An 18,001-nucleotide genomic window follows, 5' to 3' on the forward strand; every position below is an offset into this window, starting at 1 on the left:
CGGTGGGGGGTCCGCGTCGCTGGGCGGCGCTGCGCGCCGCGGGTGTGGTCGGCGTCGCTGGCGCTTCCCGCCGCCCACCTGGGTCGGGTCGGTGGGGGGGTCCGCGTCGCTGGGCGGCGCTGCGCGCCGCAGGTGTGGTCGGCGTCGCTGGCGCTTCCCGCCGCCCACCCGGGTTCGGCGTCGTGGCGGGACGGGGTCGCATGAAGCGCCGCCTGTGCGGTCGGTGGACCCGGGTCGATCGGTAGGATCCCGGCGTGTCGAACCCTCGCTACCGCTGCTCGGCGTGCGGAAACCTCACCCGCTTCGACGTGACCACCACCCGCCGCACGCGGGCCTACCACCACTACTCGGTGGGCGGCGAGCTCGACGTGGAGCACGAGGAGGTCCTCGACGAGCACGTCGAGGAGGTGACCTGCCGTTGGTGCGGTCCCGCCGGCTCGGTGCACCCGGTCGAGCCCGACGTGGTCGCCGACGACGTCGGTCGCTGAGTGGGCCGAACCGTCAGGCCCAGCCGCCCGCGTAGGCGACGAACTGCCCGGTGGTGAAGTTGCTCGTCCCGTCGAGGAACACCCCGCAGAACGCCGCGAACTCCTCCATGGTCCCGAGACGGCGCATCGGGACCTGCGCCTCGACTCGTTCCCGCCCCTCCGGCTCGGTGGCGCCCGTGGCGGCGAGGAACGCCGGGAAGTCCATGAAGTTGGTCCCCACGGCGTTCACCTGGACGCCGGCGCGGGCCACCTCGCCGGCCACGTTGCGGGCCAGCATCGTCGCCCCGGCCCGGGCCGCCGAATAGAGGGGTGCGCCGGGGGTGGGGCGGGAGCCGGCCGCGCTGGTGATCACCAGCACCTGACCGCCGCCCCTGTCCACCATCGGGGGGACCACCGTCTTGAGGAAGTGGTACGGCGCCATCATGCAGCCGTCGATCACCGTGGCGAAGTCCTCGGCCGTGGAGTCGACGAAGCGGCCTCCGACGATGCGACCCGAAGCCGCCACGGCGGCGTCGAGGCGGGCGAACCGCGTGAGTGCGGCGTCGACCAGGCGGGGGGCCGCGTCGGGTCGAGACAGGTCGCCCACGCCGGTCACCACCTCGACCCGAACGCCCCGGCCCGTCAGCTCCTCCACGAGGTCCGGGTCGGCGTCGCCGAGCACCAGGTCGTGGTCCCGGGCCGCGAGCACCCGGGCCAGCGCCGGGCCCACGTAGTTGCGAGCGTCGGCCACGATGGCGACCCGACGGTCGGACACGGTCGCTCAGCCCTGCCGCGAGGGCGAGATGACCTTGGCGCCGAAGGCGGCGAGGCCCTCGAGGGCGCTGTCCAGGCTGTCACCGGGCACACCGGCGTCGCTCCAGGTGACGCCGAGGGCGGCCAGCTCGCCGAGCTCGTCGAGGTAGCGCTCCGCGGGGAAGTCGTCCGCGCGGGGGTCGCCCCCGACGAACGGCCCGAAGGCGATGTCGATGCTCGCCGGATCGCGGTCCTGGGCCTCGACCATCACCCAGAGCTCGTCGAGCATCCCGGCCAGGTCGTCCGCCGTCTCGAGCGGGAGCGTGCGGGCGGTGGTGGCGAGGGTGCGGTCCGCGGGGAAGGGCTTCCACCCGGACGCTGCTCTGGCCACGCGCCGGCGCGAGAGCTTGCTGTTGCCGCCGATCCAGATCGGCGGCGGGGACGCGGGCTTGGGGTTGGCGGTCTGGCCCCGGGCCTCGAAGTGGAGGCCCTCGTAGGCGAAGTCGTCCTGGGTCCAGATCCCCTGGAGGACGTCGAGGGCCTCGTCGAAGAGGGCGTTGCGCTCCTCGAAGTCCACGCCGAGCGCCTTGTACTCGCCGCGCAGGTAGCCGGTGGCGACGGCCAGGATGAAGCGCCCCCCGGACAGGACGTCGAGGCTGGCCACCGCCTTGGCCACCACGAAGGGGTTGCGGTACGGCAGCACCAGGATGTTCGGGATGAGGTGCAGGCGCTCGGTGACGGCCGCGCAGTAGGAGAGGGCCACGAAGGGGTCGAGGGCGTCGTGCCCGCCGGCGCGCAGCCACCGGTCGGTGGGGGCCGGGTGGTCGGTGAAGCTGACGGCGTCGAAGCCGGCGGCCTCGGCGGCGCGGGCGAAGCGGATGACGGCGTCGCCGGTGAGGAACGCAGGGTCGTACGGGCCGGCGACGATCGGGAAGGTGACCGAGAACTTCATGGCGCTGAACCTAACAGTCGGGTCATGCAGCGTTGCCGGCCGCGTGTGCCAGCCTGTCGGCGTGCGTTCCACCCGATGCGGATGCGGCCCGGCTGCCCGGTGACGGCCTGGTGAGCCCGTTCCCGAGCCCCTGGCCGGCCGAGGACGGTGGTCCCGATCGGCTCCAGGCCAGCCCCGGTGTGTTCGCCGGGTTCGATGTCGCCTCGGCCTCGGTGATCTCACGGGACGCGCCCGGCGCGACGATGGCCGTGCTGCGTGCACCCGGCGAGGTGTTCCTCCTCGGCCACACGATCGGTGAGGACGCCACGGCGTGGGTGGAGCGCATCGACCCGGAGACCCTCGAGGTCCTCGACCGCGTCGAGGGCCTCGCCGGTGGGCCGACCTGGCCCGGCGGGTTGGCCGCTCACGGCGACGGCTCGCTGCACGTCGTCTTCGGCAACCACGCCCACCGGCTCTCGGCCGGGCTCGAGGTCGAAGCCACCGCCCGCCTCCCTCGCGAGCGTCCCTACAACAGCTTCGTGACCCTGCCCGACGGCCACCTCGTCACCAAGGACTTCGGCGGCCGGCGACCCGGTGAGACCGACAGCGCCGTCGCCCCGCCGTGCGAGCTGCTGGTGCTCGATCCGGTCACGTTGGCCGTGGTGGCCTCGGCCGAGCTCGGGGAGCCGTCTGTCGCTCGGCTCTCCGCCGACGGGGCGACGGTCTACGCCGTCGGCCACACCGCGCTCTGGCGGGTCGGCTGGGACGGCACCGACCTCGTCGTCGACCCGGACTTCCGACCCGTCTACCGGATCATCGACGGTCAGACCCACGGATGGGACGCAGTGATCGCGTTGGGTGCCGCGTGGTTCCTCGACGACGGCGCCGGCAGTGAGAACTACGCAGGCACCCTCCGCGGGCAGGGCTCCTCGACGGCCCCGCTGCACCTGGTGCGGATCGCCCTCGACACCGGGGATGTCTCCCTCACCGAGGTTTGCGGGCGAGCCGGGGGTGTGGTGGCCAACCCGCCGCTGGTCGACCCCGTTCGCCGCATCGCCCTCGCTTACGACACCGGCAACGGGGTGATGGCTGCGTTCGACATCGCCGACGACGGCTCGCTCACCCGCCGGTGGGAGGTCGATCAGGACCACGGGAGCCATCTCCTCGCCGATCCCGCCTCCGGGCTGGTGCTCACCCTCGACCACGACGGCGAGCGCTGGATGGAAGAGATCGTCCTGCGCGACATCGACACCGGTGACGAGCGCGCCCGACTCGACTCGGGGAGCCCGCTGCAGTCGGTGCTCTTCCCGGCTCCGGGATGGGGTCGCCAGGTCTACGTCTGCACGTTCAGCACCCTGACCTCGCTCACCTGGTGATCGGGTTCAGCCGCCGCCGTCGCCCCACAGCTCGCCGATCCCGTCGTCGATGCCGTCGTCGACCGCCGGTGCCGGTCGCCGGGTGCCGCCGGTCAGCAGATCGAGGCCGTCCGTCCGCAACCGGAGCGCCTCGCACCCGGCGCGGGTTGGCCGGTCGCCGCTGTGGCCCAGCACCTTCATCCCCGTGAAGTGGTGGACGCCCACGGGGTCGAGCAGGGTGCGTCCGTGGTACGAGCCGAGGTGCACCGGCCCCGGGACGATGTCGCCGGTGGTCGGGAGCCACCACAGGTGCCAGGCCGCTCTCGGGTCGTCGGTCGAACGCCAGCCCGTGCCCAGGTCGACCTCCTGCTCGACGCCGCGCATCCGCCCGAAGTGACCGGGGCTCACGAGGTCGGTGCGCGGTTCGGGGGCCTGCCACGCGCTGATGGTCCGTCCGTAGAACCCGAGGACCGCGGCGGTGGCCGCCGCCAGTCCACCCAGGAAGACCCAGGTGGCGAGCTCCTGTTCGACGACGTCGGCGGAGGTCACGCCCGAACGCTATCGGCCGGGGGCCGCCCGCACCTCCACCGGGATCCCGTTGACGGCGGCGTTGCCCGACAGCTCGTCGACGAACGTTCCCGGTGCGAGGAGGTTGTTGTTCACGCCGGCGTGCTCACGGGCGACGGACATGCGGGTCCCCGGCCGGTCGTGGCCCCAGCCGTGGGGGAGGCACACCACCCCGGGCATCATCTCGTCGGTGACCTCGACCGGCACCTCCACCGTGCCGACCTCGCTGCTGACGATCGCCCGCCCCTCGTCGACGACCCCCGAGCGCGCCGCGTCGTCCGGGTGGATCAGCAGGGTGCAGCGGTCCTTGCCCTTCACCAGGACGTCGACGTTGTGCATCCAGCTGTTCTTCGACCGCAGGTGGCGCCGGCTCACGAGGACCAGGCCGTCCGGCCGCGTCCCCATCGCCGACCGGAGCCGGGGCAGGTCGCCGAGCACGTACCCGGGGGCGAGCTCGACCATCCCGCTCGGGGTGCCGACCAGCTCCGCGGCGCGCGGCACCATCGGGCCGAGGTCGATCCCGTCGATCTCCGGGCGGATCCGGGCGAGCGTCAGCCCGTCGGGTGCCTCGCCGTAGCGGTCGCCGAAGGGGCCCATCCGCACGGTCAGGTCGATCATCCGCTCCGGCCCGCCGTGGTCGTACTCGGCGAGCGTGGTCTCGGGGTCGCGGTCGAGCATGGTGCACAACGCCGAGAACCAGCCGTCATCCACGGTGGCGAGGTCGAACGTCGCCTCGGTCCGCCCGGCGCAGTACCACCCGAGCCGGCAGAGGATCTCCCACTCGGAGGGCTGGTCGTCGGGGGTGGCGTACAGCGGGTCGCTCCACTTGGTCGCCGAACCCACCGCCCACCCCCAGATGAGCTCGTCGAAGTGAGAGGTCTCGAGCGGCGACGGCCCGGGAAGGATCACGTGGGCGAAGCGGGTCGTCTCGTTGAGGTAGTTGTCGAGCGAGATCATGCAGTCGAGCATCGGGAGGGCGGCCTCGAGGCGGTCCGACTCCGGCACGCTGATGACCGGGTTCCCGGCCACGGTGATCAAGCCGTGGATCTGCCCGTCGCCGGGGGTGGCGATCTCCTCGGCGAGACAGGAGCAGGGGACCTGCCCGAGGACCTCCGGTGCGCCGCGTACCCGGCTCGTCCACCGTCCGAAGGTCGGCTCGCCGGTCACGTTCGTGTCGGTCATCCAGGCGATCGGCACGCTCGCCGGCTTGCCGAACATGAGTCCGCCCTCGACGTCGAAGTGGCCGGTGACGATGTTGACGACGTCGACCAGCCACGATGCGAGGGTGCCGAACTCCTGGTTGCAGAGGCCGATCCGGCCGTAGACCGCAGCGCGCTCGGTGGTGGCGATCCGGCGGGCGAGGCCCCTGATCGTCCCGGCCGGCACGCCGCACCAGTCGGCCACCGCCTCGGGGGTCCACCCCTGCACGGCCGAGAGCAGCTCGTCGAGCCCGGCGACCATGCCCTCGACGGCGCCCAGGTCGACGAGGCCCTCGTCGGCGACGACCTGGACGACGGCCATCAGGAGCGCGGCGTCGGTCCCCGGACGGATCGGGATCCACTGGTCGGCGCGGTCGGCGGTGCCGGTGCGGCGCGGGTCGATCACGACGACCGAACCGCCCCTGTCGCGGATGGCGTCGATCTCGCCCAGCACGTCGGGGCAGGCCAGCAGCGAGCCGCCGGAGGCCTGGGGGTTCCCACCCATGACGACCAGGAGGTCGGTGCGGCGGATGTCGACGGTCGGGATCTTCCACTGGTTGCCGTACATCAGCGCCGACGTGACGTTCTTCGGCCACTGGTCGATCGTCCCTGCGGAGTAGATCATCTCGAACCCGGCCTGGCCGATGAGCATCGCCATGTAGCGCCCGAGCGTGAAGGAGTGGCCGACGGGGTTGCCGACGAAGGCGGTCATGGCCTTGGGTCCGTGGCGGTCGAGCACCGAGGCGATCAGCTCCTCGCAGCGGGCGAACGCCTCGTCCCAGGAGGCCTCGCGCCACTGATCGCCCTCGCGGATCATCGGGGTCCGCAGCCGGTCGGGGTCGTCGTGCAACCGGCCGAGCACCGTGCCCTTGGGGCAGAGGTACCCCTTCGACCAGACGTCGTCGGGGTTGCCCCGGATGACCTTCACGGCGTCGTCGTCGCCGAGGTGGACCTCCAGGCCACACATGCACTCGCAGAGCGGGCAGGTCCGCTTGTGGATCCGCGTGCCGTCGCGGACCTCGTGGATCGGTCCGATCAGCCGTCGCGGTGCTGCGACCGGTTCGCCCATGGCGCTTCCCCCCCGGGTGACGTCGAGTGCCCGAAGGTATCCGAGGCGGCGGCGGCGTCCGGGGCCGACCCCTGCGTCCGGCGGCGACGTCGCGTCGCGGCGGGGAGTGTCACAGGCGGTGGGGAGACTGCACGCATGGAGCTTCCCCTGGTCATCGATTGCGGCGACTGCGAGATGCAGCACACCGACGTCTGTGCCGACTGCCTGGTCACCTACGTCTGCTCGCGGGAGCCCGACGACGCCCTGGTCGTCGACGTCGCCGAGGTGCGAGCGCTGCGCCTGCTCGCCGACAGCGGTCTCGTGCCCGAGCTGCGCCACCGGCGGCGAATCGGCTGAGCCTCGCTCCGGCCCGGCCCGGCCCGGCCCGGCCCGCCGCGGTGTGGTGGTCGGCGACCGGCCACAATGAGGTCATGGACAGCCCCGGCGTCGAGCAGCTCCGCGCCACCGGACGTCGTGCGGGCCTCGTCGCCGTCGGGGTGACCGACGCCGCGCCGCTCCTCGAGGCACGCGCCACGCTCCACGAGCGACGGGCCGCGGGCCTCCACGGCGGCATGCAGTTCACCTACCGCAACCCCGAGCGCTCCACCGACCCGTCCCGGATCCTGGCGGGGGCTCGCTCCGTCGTGGTGGGCGCCCACCCCTATCCCGGAGGCCCGGTCGAGCTCCCGACGGCCTCGCCGTCCGAGCCCGGAGGGCCCTGGGGGCGGGTGGCGCGCTACGCGACCGAGGACCACTACGAGGGGCTCCGCCGTGCGTTGCGCGCCCTGGCCGCCGTCCTCGAGGCGGCGGGCGGGCGCGCCCGGGTCGTCGCCGACGACAACGCGCTCGTCGACCGGGCGGTCGCCCGGCGGGCCGGCGTGGGCTGGTCCGGGCGCAACGCCAACATCCTCGTCCCCGGTCACGGGAGCTGGGTCGTGCTCGGCGCCGTGGTCACCGACCTCCCGCTCGAGACCGACGAGGAGGTGCCCGACGGCTGTGGCGCCTGCCGTCGCTGCGTCGACGGATGTCCCACCGGGGCGATCATCGCTCCCGGGGTCGTCGACGCCCGTCGCTGCCTGGCCTGGCTCGTCCAGGCCGAAGGGGACTTCCCCGTGCAGCACCGGGCGGCGCTGGGCGACCGGATCTACGGCTGCGACGACTGCCAGGAGGTCTGCCCCCCCGGCGCGCGGGGCCCCGAGGGCGCGCGGCCGGTCGCCGCCCGGGGGGCCTGGGTCGGTCTGATCGGGATGCTGGACGCGTCCGACGACGAGCTGATGGCCCGCCACGGTCGCTGGTACGTGCCCCGGCGCGACCCTCGCTACCTGCGTCGCAACGCGCTCGTCGCGCTCGGCAACACCGCCGACCCCGACGACCGTGCGGCCGCGGCGACACTGGCCCGCTACGCAGGGGGCGACGACGAGCTGCTCGCCGAGCACGCCCGGTGGGGTCAGCGACGCGTGGCCGAGCGGGTCGACGCGTGAAGCACCTCCTCGTCACGAACGACTTCCCGCCGAAGGTCGGGGGCATCCAGACCTACCTCTGGGAGCTGTGGCGCCGGCTGCCTCCCGAGGACACCACGGTGCTCACGACCCCGCGCCGCGGGTCGGGGTCCTTCGACGCCGCGCAGCCCTTCCGGATCGAACGGGCCCGGGCCCGGGTCCTCCTCCCCACGAGGTCCCTGGTCAAGCGCATCGACCGACTCGCCGCCGAGGTGGGGGCCGACGTCGTGCTGCTCGACCCCGTTGCCCCCCTCGGGATCGTGGGCCCCCGGCTCGAGCGGCCCTACGGCGTGGTCGTCCACGGGGCCGAGGTCAGCGTCCCCGGGCGGCTCCCGGTCCTGCGTCGGCCCCTGCGGAGGGTCCTGCAGGGCGCGTCGATCGTCGTCGCCGCCGGCAGCTTCCCCGCCGAGGAGGCCCGAAGGGTGGCCCGACGCGACGTCCCGACGGTCCTCGTCCCGCCGGGCGTCGACACCGAGCGGTTCGTGCCGCTGAGCCCGGACGAGCGGGCGGCGGCCAGGGCGCGCTTCGGCCTCGAGGAGGACGCGGTCGTCGTGCTGGGCGTCAGCCGCCTGGTCCCCCGGAAGGGGTTCGACACCCTGGTGGAGGCGGGAGCCGTGCTCTCGACCCGCTATCCCGGGTTGCGCGTCGTCGTGGCCGGCACCGGGCGCGACCGTCGCCGCCTGGCCCGCATCGCCGCCAGCCACCACAGCCCGACGACCTTCCTCGATCGGGTGGCCGACGAGGACCTCCCGGCGCTCTACGGGTGCGCCGACCTCTTCGTCATGTTGTGCCGCAACCGTTGGCGGGGCCTCGAACAGGAGGGGTTCGGCATCGTCTTCCTGGAGGCCGCGTCGGCCGGAGTGGCGTCGGTCGCGGGGCGCAGCGGCGGCTCGCCCGAGGCGGTGCTCGACGCCGTCACCGGGCTGGTCGTGGACCGGCCCTCCGACGTTGCCAGCGCGGCGTTCGCCATCGACCGGCTCCTGGGGGACCCCGAGCGCCGGACGCTGATGGCCATGGCTGCCCGCCATCGCGTCACCCGCCAGTTCACCTACGACCGTGGCGCCGACGAGCTGGCGCGGGCCCTGCGCGACCTGGACCCGACGTCAGGGTCCGGCGCGGTGCAGGCCGACGACGCCGATCCCGCAGCCACACGGGAGCCGCCGTCGTGATCGAGGCGCCCGACGGGTCCGGCGCCGAGCGGGCGCCCACACCCGGCACCCGCCTGCTGGTCGCCTCCTGGGCGGGGACCGGCCTGTTCACCGCGCTCGCGGTCGCCGCGCTCTTCGTCGACGCCGTCGTCCTGACGTTCGTGGCGCTGTCGCTGGTCATGTTCGCCGTCGGGTGCGTCCTGTTCGTGGTCGCCTTCCTGCGCGCCGTCGATCGCAGCCGCACCGAGACGATCGGGATCGGCGGGTTGTTCTTCGGGGCCGGAGCCGCCCCGGGTCGGGTCCAGGCCCTCCTCATGGGCTCGCTCGCCGTCGAGGTGGTGGTGGCGGTCACGATCGCCGTCCTGCGTCCGTACACCGCCCTCGCGTTCGGGACCCTCGCGCCGATGTTCCCGCTGGGGGTCGCCGGGCTGTGGGTGGCGCTGTTCGGGGTCTTCCCCTCACGGGAGGCCGAGCTGACCCGGGCGGGTCGGCGAGACGCGGAGCGGGCCGCCCATCGGCGCGGTCCGTCGGGCGGGACCGCCTCCCCGGACGTGGCCGGGGTCGACGACCGACCGCCCCCGCCGGCACCCGGGCCCGGTGGGAGCCGGGAGGCCGGCGCCGACGGAGGCGACGACTAACGTCGGCGGTTCGAGGGCGTGCGCCCAGGGAGGTCCGATGGTGGAGCAGGCGAGGGAGCAGATCCGCATCGACGCGCCGGTCGCCCGGTGCTTCGAGACGCTGACCGCTTTCGAGTCGTACCCGGAGTGGGCCGGTGACCTGAAGCAGGTGACACGGATCGAGGAGGACGTCGAAGGCCGCGCCACGGTGGTCGAGTTCCGAGCCGCGGCGATGGGACGCAGCACCACCTATCAGCTCCGCTACGACTACTCGGCGGCACCGCAGCGACTCGGTTGGGCCCTCGTCGCCGGGGACCTCCCCCGTGAGCTCGACGGCACCTACGTCCTCACGCCGGCCCCCGACGACCCCGAGGCGACCGACGTCACCTACGAGCTCGCCGTCGACCTCGTCTACCCCATCCCGGGCTTCGTGAAGCGCCGCGCCGAGGCGCGGATCATCAAGACCGCGCTCATCGAGCTGAAGGCTCGCGTCGAGGGTGCCCCCCGTCCGGATCTCGACGACGTCGACGGCTGAGGCTCCCCTCCGAACCCGTCGAGGGCTCTCGGATCGCCGTCCCTCGCACCGGTGTGCGAGGGCGTCCGGGGCGCATCGGTGCTGGTCGGCGGCGGACAAAGGCTCAACTGCGGGCTCGGAGACGCCGATGGCTAGTGGACCATGCGCCTGCTCCAGCTCCACCTCGATCCCGATGACGGAACCTTCGTCGAGCTGCACCCCATGTTCACGGTGGTGCGCGGGCTCGACGAGATCGACCGCCAGCGCCTCGTCGCCGTCGTGACCGCCATCGCCGCCGGCGAGGACCCCGGCTGCGAAGGGTCGATCGAGGCCCACGGCGTGGTGATGGACCTCTCCGCCGAGTCGCTGGGGATGCTGGACGCGGGCAGCGAGATCGATCCCGTGGTGCGTCGCCGGGAGCTCCCGGGTGCAGTCCCCTCCTTGTTCGACGCCGGTCCGGACCTCGACCCCGTCGACGTCGACGAGCGGGACGCGGCGGCGATGCTCCTCGCCAACGCCCCGGTGGACACCCATCCCGAGCTCGACAAGGTCCGTCAGCGACGCCGGGACACTCGCGAGGCGGTGGCCGTGCTCCGCTTCGCCGCGGAGCAGGCGGCGCGAGACCTCGACGTCGCCAGTCGGGAGCGTCGCTCGATCGGGGAACGCCTCGACGCGGCGACGGTCCGCGCTGCCTCGCCCCCCGGGCCCGAGCACCGCCGGGGGCCGGCCGCCGTGCAGGTCGTCGAGCTCCAGAAGGAGCTCGACGCGATCGACGCCGGCATCATCGAGCTCGAAGGGATCGACGAGCGCCCCATCGCCGTGCTCCTCGACGCGATCGAGAACCCGGATCCGGTCGAGGAGGTCCCGTCGCCACGGGCCCAGGAGCTGGCCGATCGCTTCGCCGCCCTGCAGCTCGAGGTGGCAGCCCTGGAGGACCGGATGGAGGCCGAGGGTCGGGGCCCGGCGTCGGTCATGCGTCGCCTCGACGAGGCACGTGCCGCCTTCCAGGCCGCCGAACGGTCGGCGATGCGGGCCGACATCGCCCCGGAGGACGACGCTGCGCTCGCCACCGCGCACGAGAAGGTGCTGGAGGCCGAGCGCAAGGCGTCGGGCCTGCGATCGCGCTCCGGGCAGCGCAAGCTCGCCGAGGCGCTGGCCGAGCAGCAGGAGATCCTCGATCGCATGGGGTTCCCGACGTGGAGCGCCTACGTCATGGGTGCCACCTTGATGGGCACCGACCCCGCTGCCCAGGAGCGTCTCGACGCCGCCCGTCAGGAGCAGTTCGCGGCCGAGGACGAGTGGGCCGAGGTCAGCGCCCGGATGGAGGCCGACCCCGATCACCATGCCCTCCTCGACCAGCTCGAACAGGTGGAGATCGACGCCGTCTCGCTCCTCCTCGAGCACGGGGTCCCCGTGCCCGACGAGCGGATCGGGCTCGAGTCCACCCTGCGTGACGTCCGTCAGCCCAAGGACGACGTCACCGTCGCCCAGCTCGTCGACGCCCTCGCCTTCCACCTCGAGACCATCGGCCTCACCCTCGACCCGGGCTCGCGGGACCGCGAGAGCGTCACCCGCGTGGCCCAGGCGTTCCTCGCCGAGGCGGAGGGGATCGCCGAGCGGATCGAGGAGCTCACCACCGAACGCCGCCGTCACGAGGCCCGCCTCGCCGACGCCCGCTCGCGTGCCGAGGCCGAGGCGTGGGAGGCCCTCGAGGCGTCGGTCGACGGCGCCATCGCCGACCCCGAGCCCACGCTCGCCGAGCTCGAGGAGATGCTCGCCGAGGCCACCGCGACCGAGGCCGAGCTGAGCGAGATCCTGGAGGGCCGCAACGCCCTGCTCGACGTGGCGTTGATCGCCGACCGACGGGCCGCCGAGAAGGCCCTCGCCGTGGCCGGGGAGGTCCTCGCCGACGATGACCTCGATCCTCGTGACGTCGTGGCCCGGTACGCCGGTCAGAGCGGCACCGTCTACGCCGCCCGACCGGGCTGGTCGGAGATCGACGCCGAGGCGATCGAGTTCTACCTGCTCGCCCGACTCGCCGCTCAACGACAGGTCTCCTACGCCGGCTCCGCGCCGATGGTCATCGACGACGCCCTGGCCGGGGTGCCCGAGAGCGACGTGCGCCGGATCCTCGACGGGCTGGGTCGCATGGCGGAGTCGGTGCAGATCGTCTACGTCACCGACGATCCCGTCGTGATCGACTGGGCGCAGCAGCGCGGCGAGGACGTCGCCGTGGCCGATCGCCTGGCGACCGGAGCCGAGTCCACCGTCTGAGCGCCCCTGCGCCCACCCGATCGGGCAGCCGGGTCCACGATCCGAGGCGATCGGGACCGGGGCGGCCTTCCGCCGGCGCGCCGAGGGGTGGTCCGTGGCCGTGGCCGCCCGTCCGGCCCCCGGGGGAGGGGCACTACGATCGGCGCGCACGCAACCAGAGGAGACAGGGTGGCCCTCATCGACGAAACCGCAGTCAAGGAGCTCGTCGCGTTCCGCAGCGGCGGCGCCCCGGTCGTGTCCGTCTACCTCGACGTCGACGGTCGTCGTCAGGTGCTCCGCCAGGACGTCGAGCGCCAGTTCGAGCACCTCGCCCGTGACGTCGCCGCCCGGCCAGAGGCCGAGGCGGCCGCCCCCGACCTGGCCCGCATCGCCGAGTTCCTGCAGAAGGACCTCGACCGGTCCGGCGTCCGCGGCCTCGCCGTCTTCTCGTGCGCGCCCGAGGGCCTCTGGGAGGTCGTGTCCCTCCCCGTTCCCGTCGCGGCCACCATCCACATCGGCCAGGGTGCCGCCGTCGCCCAGCTCGAGGCCGTCGTCCAGGAGCTCGAGCCCCTGGGGATCCTCCTCACCGATCGCCAGCGAGCGCGCCTGTTCGTGTACCAGATGGGTGAGCTGGTCGACCGCACCGAGCTCTTCGACGCCCTGCCCCGCAACGACTTCGATCGCCACGACGACGCCAGTCGGGGGGCGGATCGTTACGACCACCACGTCGACGAGGTCGCCCTCCAGCACCTCCGCCACGCCGCCGCCGGGGCGTTCGAGCTCTACCAGGACCACGGCTTCGCCCACCTGGCGGTCGGCGCCTCCGACGAGGTGGCCGGCACGGTCGAGGGGCTGTTGCACCCGTACCTGCGCGAGCGCCTCTGCGGACGGGTGCCCCTGACGGTGAACGCGTCCGACGCCGAGGTCCTGGCGGCGGCCCTCGAGGTGGAGCACCAGATCGAGCGCTCGAAGGAGGCCGCCCTGGTGGCCCAGCTCCGCGACGCCGTCGGTGCCGACTCGCGCGGCGTCGCCGGACTCGCCGACGTCCTCACCGCCCTGGGCGAGCGCCGGGTCGCCCACCTCCTGGTCTCTCAGGGCTACGAGGAGGCGGGTTGGCGGTGTCCGGGCTGCGGCGGGCTCTCCGCGCGCGGCCCTGCATGCCCGGTCGACGCTGCGCCGATGGACCGAGTCGACGACGTCGTCGAGGAGGCCGTCCAGCACGCCATGGCCCAGGGCGCCAAGGTCGAGGTGTGCATCGGCAACGCCGACCTCGACGTGCTGGGCCGCATCGGCGCGCTGCTCCGCTACTGACGTCGTGACCCGAGCCGAGTCGGGGCCGACGGTGAGCCGGCCGGTCCTCGGCATCGACGTGGGCGGGACCAAGCTGTTGGGGTGCGCGGTCGACGCCGCCGACCCGTCCGACCCGCTCCTCGAGCGTCGGATCGACACCCCCGCCGACGCCGACGCCCTCCTCGAGGCGATCGAGACCATGGTCCGCCTCCTCCAGGGTGGCCTCGCCGACGCCGGTCGGGCCGAGGCGACCGGCCTGGGGGTGGGGGTGCCGGCGCTCGTCGCGCTCGACGGCGTGCTGTGCTCGGCGACCCACCTGGCCGGCCTGGCCGACCTCCCGTTGCGCGCCGTGCTGCGCGAGCGCCTCGGGCTGGTCGTGCAGGTCGACAACGACGCCAACTGCGCGGCCTTGGCCGAGGCCCGCTTCGGTGCCGCACAGGGCCAGCGCGAGGTCCTGGTCGTCACGCTCGGGACGGGGATCGGTGCGGGCATCGTCACCGGCGGCAGGCTGCTGCGAGGGGCCCACGGCCTCGCCGGTGAGCCGGGGCACATGGTCGTCGTCCCCGACGGCCGGGCGTGCCCGTGCGGGCGCCGCGGATGCTGGGAGCGCTACGCGTCGGGGACGGGGCTGGGCCTGTCGGGCCGTGACGCCGCTCGGGAGGGGCGCGCGCCGGGGCTCGTGACGCGGGCCGGTGGGGTCGAGCAGGTCCGAGGCGAGCACGTCGTCGACGCGGCCATCGGCGGGGAGGCCGGAGCCCTCGTGGTGATGGAGGAGTTCGCCGGATGGGTCGCCCTCGGCCTCGCCAACCTCACCAACATCCTCGACCCGGCCGTGATCGTGCTCGGAGGGGGTCTCGTCGACGCCGGCGACGTGCTCCTGGCCCCGGTCCGAGAGGCGTTCGACCGACTGGCCGTCGGCACCTCCGCCCGCCCGCTCCCCACGATCGAGCCGGCCCGCCTCGGCCCTCTCGCCGGCGCCGTCGGCGCAGCCTCCATCGCCCTCCCCGCCGAGGTGTGACCCCGTCCGCTCCGGCCCCCTGGTCGGGCGAACGTCGTTCGGGGCTTCCGCAGGTGGCCGGTACCCTGCGGCCATGGAGTTCCGTCGGATCAACTCGCTCCCGCCCTACGTCTTCACGATCATCGACTCGCTGAAGGTCGAGGCCCGGCAGCGGGGCGTCGACGTGATCGACCTCGGGTTCGGCAACCCCGACCTCCCGTCGCCCGAGATCGCCGTGGAGAAGCTGGCCGAGGCGGCGCACAACACCCGCAACCACCGCTATTCCGCGAGCCGGGGCATCCCCAAGCTGCGCGAGGCGATCGCCACCTACTACGCCAAGCGGTTCGGGGTCGAGCTCGACCCGGACACCGAGGTGATCAACACCATCGGCGCCAAGGAGGGCTTCTCGCACCTCATGTGGACGCTGCTCCAGCCCGGTGACGCCGCGCTCGTGCCGTCGCCGTCCTACCCCATCCACATCTACGGGCCGCTGCTCGCCGGGGCCGACATCCGTGAGGTCCCCCTCGGCACGGGGAGCGAGTTCTTCGACAACCTCCGCGAGGCGTGGGCCTACTCCTGGCCCAAGCCCCGCGTGATCGTGATGTCGTTCCCCCACAACCCCACCACGACCTGCGTCGACCTCGACTTCATGCAGAAGGTCGTGGACTTCGCCCGGGAGCACGAGGTGGTCGTCGTCCACGACAACGCCTACGCCGACCTCGGCTTCGACGGGTACCGACCGCCCTCGATCCTGCAGGCCGAGGGGGCCAAAGAGGTCGCCGTCGAGCTCTACTCGATGACGAAGTCCTTCTCGATGGCCGGGTGGCGGGTCGCCTTCCTGGTCGGACGGGCCGACGTCATCGCCGCGCTCGGCAAGCTCAAGAGCTACCTCGACTACGGCACGTTCCAGCCCATCCAGATCGCCGCGACCGTCACGCTCAACGAGCTCCCCGACTTCCCGACCGAGGTGAACGAGGTCTACCAGGGCCGCCGCGACGCCCTGTGCGAAGGGCTGAACCGGATCGGCTGGGAGATCGAGCCCCCGCAGGGCACGATGTTCGCCTGGGCCCCGATCCCCGAGCCGTATCGGGACATGGGCTCCGTCGAGTTCGCGTCGTTCCTGGTCCGGGAGGCCCACGTGGCGGTGTCGCCGGGCGTCGGGTTCGGTCACGGGGGTGACGGTCACGTGCGGTTCGCGCTGATCGAGAACGAGCAGCGAACCCTCCAGGCGATCCGCAACCTGCGGCGGGCACTCACCCGTCTCGACGGCTGACCGCCCGCCCCTCGGGGCAGCGATGCTTCGCGCGTTCGTTGCGACCCGGAAACACGGTGTTCACCCGGCGGTCCTACGGTGACCTCCATGACGACGACCTACATCATCCGGGTCTGGATGCCGGACCGGCCCGGTGCCCTGGGGGCGCTCACGAGCCGCATCGGTGCGGTCGGGGGCGACGTCGTCGGGATCGACATCCTCGAGCGGGGGGCGGATCGGGCGATCGACGAGCTCGTCGTCGAGCTCCCCGGGCCAGAGCTCGTCGAGCTCCTGATCGCCGAGATCCAGGAGGTCGACGGGGTCGACGTCGAGGACATCCGGCCCGCGATCCAGGCGCTGCACGATCCCCGGCTCGACGCCCTGGAGACGGCGGCGATCCTGGTCGGCGCACCGACGCCCGAGGCGGCCATCGAGGAGCTGTGCTCCCACGCCATCCGCACGGTCGGTGCCGCCTGGGGTGCGATCATCGACCTCGACGGCGAGCGGATCGTCATCGGTGACGGCGAGGTGCCGTCGGCAGGGTGGTTGGCGGCCTTCGTGGCCGGGAGCCAGAGCTCGGCCCGACTCGCCGGCGGCTCCGCGGGCCCCGGCGACGTGGCCTGGTCCCCTCTGCCGTCGGCCGGTCTGGCATTGGTCCTCGGGCGCGACGGTCAGGCGTTCCGGGCTCGGGAACGGAGGCAGGCGGCGGCGTTGGCCCGCATCGTCGACACCCGGTTTCGCGAGCTCAGGGCGTTGAGGTCGAGGCTCAGCCACCCGTCGGTGAGCCCCTGAGGGCGGCGTGATCCCCATCAGGCCGACCGGGGTCCCCTCCCCGGTTCGGGCCTTGCCGCGGCGACCGGGACCCCCTGCCCGGTCGCCGTGGCGCGTCCGTCGCCCGGGGGAGCGGGATGAGCGTGGCAGCCGTGGATAGGGTCAACAACCGGCGACCGGCCGGTCGAGCGACGAAAGCGAGAGCTTGATGCGAGTGGCGATGCTGACCGGCGGCGGCGACTGCCCCGGGTTGAACGCGGTGATGCGCGCGATCGTGCGCAAGGGAGAGCGCCACTACGGCGACGAGCTCGTCGGCTTCCTCGACGGGTGGCGGGGCGTGATCGACGGTGCGATCCGACCGCTCGACGTCGAGGCGTTCCGGGGGACCCTCCCTCGCGGGGGCACCGTGCTCGGCTCGTCGCGGACCAACCCCTTCAAGATCGACGGGGGCGTCGAGGCCTGTCAGGAGTCCCTCGCCCGCCTCGGCATCGACGCGCTGGTGGCCATCGGGGGCGAGGACACGCTCGGGGTCGCCGAGAAGCTCTACGAGCTCGGGGTCCACGTCGTCGGGGTGCCCAAGACGATCGACAACGACCTCTCGGGCACCGAGTTGACCTTCGGCTTCGACACCGCCGTGCAGATCGCCGTCGACGCCATCGACCGGCTCCACACCACGGCCGAGTCGCACCACCGGGTGATGGTCGTGGAGGTCATGGGCCGCCACGCCGGCCACATCGCCACGTGGGCGGGCATCGCCGGTGGCGCCACGATGATCCTCATCCCCGAGGAGCCCTTCGACATCGACGCCGTGTGCGAGGCCCTGCAGCGGCGCCACGAGAAGGGCAACTACGCGTCGATCGTGGTCGTCGCCGAGGGCGCCGTGCCGGCCGAGGGCACCATGGAGCTCCAGTCGGGCGAGCTCGACCAGTTCGGCCACGTCCGCCTCGGCGGCATCGCCAACCGCCTCGCCGAGGCCATCGAGGAGCGCACCGGTTTCGAGACCCGTCAGACCATCCTCGGGCACGTCCAGCGCGGCGGCACACCGACCGCTTTCGACCGGGTGCTGGCCACCCGCTTCGGCGTGGCGGCGATCGACGCCGTGCACGACCGGGCCTTCGGTCAGATGGTCGCCCTCCAGGGAGGGGAGATCGTCCAGGTGCCCCTCACCGAGGCGGTCGGCACGCTGAAGACGGTGGATCCGGCGCTGTACCACGGTGTCGCCGAGGTGTTCTTCGCGGGCTGACCACCTCGTGGCCCAGGTGTCAGGGCGTCGTCGAGGTGGTCTTCAGGGAGTCGGGGAGCCGTCCCTCCTGGATGTTGCGGGGGCTGTCCTCGGGCGT

18 protein-coding genes are annotated in these 18,001 nt (G+C 73.2%); 14 read left to right on the forward strand and 4 right to left on the reverse strand.

The features are described 5' to 3' along the window. Both MUE36_15085 and MUE36_15090 read left to right on the forward strand, forming a co-directional pair. On the forward strand, positions 1-204 hold a 204-nt coding region (locus MUE36_15085; GenBank protein MCU0312255.1), incomplete at its 5' end, for a hypothetical protein. Positions 205-254: 50 nt separating this feature from the next. Next, the gene (locus tag MUE36_15090) at positions 255-488 is read left to right on the forward strand and encodes a hypothetical protein (protein ID MCU0312256.1); all 234 of its coding nucleotides are present in this window, start codon (positions 255-257) and stop codon (positions 486-488) included. A gap of 13 nt (positions 489-501) precedes the next feature. On the opposite strand, the gene MUE36_15095 is transcribed toward MUE36_15090, so the two are convergent. Both MUE36_15095 and MUE36_15100 read right to left on the reverse strand, forming a co-directional pair. Then, entirely contained in the window at positions 502-1,218 is a 717-nt protein-coding gene (locus tag MUE36_15095; GenBank protein MCU0312257.1) for an SDR family oxidoreductase, read from the reverse strand. A gap of 30 nt (positions 1,219-1,248) precedes the next feature. Beyond that, a complete protein-coding gene (locus MUE36_15100) occupies positions 1,249-2,172 on the reverse strand; it encodes an LLM class F420-dependent oxidoreductase (GenBank protein MCU0312258.1) in 924 nt (307 codons plus the stop codon). 110 nt (positions 2,173-2,282) lie between these two features. Between MUE36_15100 and MUE36_15105 the strand changes: the two genes are divergently transcribed. Next, a complete protein-coding gene (locus MUE36_15105; protein ID MCU0312259.1) occupies positions 2,283-3,527 on the forward strand; it encodes a hypothetical protein in 1,245 nt (414 codons plus the stop codon). A gap of 6 nt (positions 3,528-3,533) precedes the next feature. On the opposite strand, the gene MUE36_15110 is transcribed toward MUE36_15105, so the two are convergent. Both MUE36_15110 and MUE36_15115 read right to left on the reverse strand, forming a co-directional pair. Continuing rightward, positions 3,534-4,055: a hypothetical protein gene (locus MUE36_15110; protein ID MCU0312260.1), complete on the reverse strand. Its 522-nt coding sequence runs from the start codon at positions 4,053-4,055 to the stop codon at positions 3,534-3,536. A 9-nt stretch (positions 4,056-4,064) separates the two neighbouring features. After that, positions 4,065-6,341, reverse strand: a complete 2,277-nt coding sequence (locus tag MUE36_15115) for a molybdopterin-dependent oxidoreductase (protein MCU0312261.1) — start codon at positions 6,339-6,341, stop codon at positions 4,065-4,067. A 135-nt stretch (positions 6,342-6,476) separates the two neighbouring features. On the opposite strand from MUE36_15115, the gene MUE36_15120 reads away from it, so the two are divergent. The 11 genes from MUE36_15120 to MUE36_15170 all read left to right on the forward strand — a co-directional run bounded on the left by MUE36_15120 (position 6,477) and on the right by MUE36_15170 (position 17,904). Then, complete coding sequence (locus MUE36_15120) at positions 6,477-6,677, forward strand: hypothetical protein (GenBank protein MCU0312262.1); 201 nt, start codon at positions 6,477-6,479, stop codon at positions 6,675-6,677. A 74-nt stretch (positions 6,678-6,751) separates the two neighbouring features. Next, the gene (gene queG / locus MUE36_15125) at positions 6,752-7,801 is read left to right on the forward strand and encodes a tRNA epoxyqueuosine(34) reductase QueG (GenBank protein ID MCU0312263.1); all 1,050 of its coding nucleotides are present in this window, start codon (positions 6,752-6,754) and stop codon (positions 7,799-7,801) included. Next, a complete protein-coding gene (locus MUE36_15130) occupies positions 7,798-8,988 on the forward strand; it encodes a glycosyltransferase family 4 protein (GenBank protein ID MCU0312264.1) in 1,191 nt (396 codons plus the stop codon). Before queG ends, MUE36_15130 begins: the two co-directional genes overlap by 4 nt. Beyond that, on the forward strand, positions 8,985-9,605 hold the full coding sequence (locus tag MUE36_15135; protein ID MCU0312265.1) for a hypothetical protein: 621 nt from the start codon (positions 8,985-8,987) through the stop codon (positions 9,603-9,605). Before MUE36_15130 ends, MUE36_15135 begins: the two co-directional genes overlap by 4 nt. A 37-nt stretch (positions 9,606-9,642) precedes the next feature. Continuing rightward, entirely contained in the window at positions 9,643-10,119 is a 477-nt protein-coding gene (locus MUE36_15140; protein ID MCU0312266.1) for an SRPBCC family protein, read from the forward strand. Between the two features lie 141 nt (positions 10,120-10,260). Next, positions 10,261-12,372, forward strand: a complete 2,112-nt coding sequence (locus tag MUE36_15145) for a hypothetical protein (protein MCU0312267.1) — start codon at positions 10,261-10,263, stop codon at positions 12,370-12,372. A gap of 168 nt (positions 12,373-12,540) precedes the next feature. Beyond that, positions 12,541-13,662 (forward strand): hypothetical protein, encoded by a 1,122-nt coding sequence (locus MUE36_15150; GenBank protein ID MCU0312268.1) that lies wholly within the window; start codon positions 12,541-12,543, stop codon positions 13,660-13,662. A 31-nt stretch (positions 13,663-13,693) separates the two neighbouring features. Then, entirely contained in the window at positions 13,694-14,659 is a 966-nt protein-coding gene (locus tag MUE36_15155; protein MCU0312269.1) for an ROK family protein, read from the forward strand. 73 nt (positions 14,660-14,732) lie between these two features. Next, entirely contained in the window at positions 14,733-15,911 is a 1,179-nt protein-coding gene (locus MUE36_15160) for an aminotransferase class I/II-fold pyridoxal phosphate-dependent enzyme (protein MCU0312270.1), read from the forward strand. 87 nt (positions 15,912-15,998) lie between these two features. Further along, entirely contained in the window at positions 15,999-16,682 is a 684-nt protein-coding gene (locus tag MUE36_15165; GenBank protein MCU0312271.1) for an ACT domain-containing protein, read from the forward strand. A 199-nt stretch (positions 16,683-16,881) separates the two neighbouring features. Further along, entirely contained in the window at positions 16,882-17,904 is a 1,023-nt protein-coding gene (locus MUE36_15170; GenBank protein ID MCU0312272.1) for a 6-phosphofructokinase, read from the forward strand. Positions 17,905-18,001: the final 97 nt, after the last annotated feature.

The organism is Acidimicrobiales bacterium, assembly GCA_025455885.1.
In the GTDB taxonomy this organism is placed as follows: Bacteria; Actinomycetota; Acidimicrobiia; order Acidimicrobiales; family Acidimicrobilacustridaceae; genus Rhabdothermincola_A.

Coding starts and splice junctions, on each gene's coding strand:
- MUE36_15100 (MCU0312258.1), bottom strand. CDS start 2,172: ATGAAGTTCTCGGTCACCTTCCCGATCGTCGCCGGCCCGTACGACCCT.
- MUE36_15115 (MCU0312261.1), bottom strand. CDS start 6,341: ATGGGCGAACCGGTCGCAGCACCGCGACGGCTGATCGGACCGATCCAC.
- MUE36_15120 (MCU0312262.1), top strand. CDS start 6,477: ATGGAGCTTCCCCTGGTCATCGATTGCGGCGACTGCGAGATGCAGCAC.
- queG (MCU0312263.1), top strand. CDS start 6,752: ATGGACAGCCCCGGCGTCGAGCAGCTCCGCGCCACCGGACGTCGTGCG.
- MUE36_15140 (MCU0312266.1), top strand. CDS start 9,643: ATGGTGGAGCAGGCGAGGGAGCAGATCCGCATCGACGCGCCGGTCGCC.
- MUE36_15145 (MCU0312267.1), top strand. CDS start 10,261: ATGCGCCTGCTCCAGCTCCACCTCGATCCCGATGACGGAACCTTCGTC.
- MUE36_15160 (MCU0312270.1), top strand. CDS start 14,733: ATGGAGTTCCGTCGGATCAACTCGCTCCCGCCCTACGTCTTCACGATC.
- MUE36_15165 (MCU0312271.1), top strand. CDS start 15,999: ATGACGACGACCTACATCATCCGGGTCTGGATGCCGGACCGGCCCGGT.
- MUE36_15170 (MCU0312272.1), top strand. CDS start 16,882: ATGCTGACCGGCGGCGGCGACTGCCCCGGGTTGAACGCGGTGATGCGC.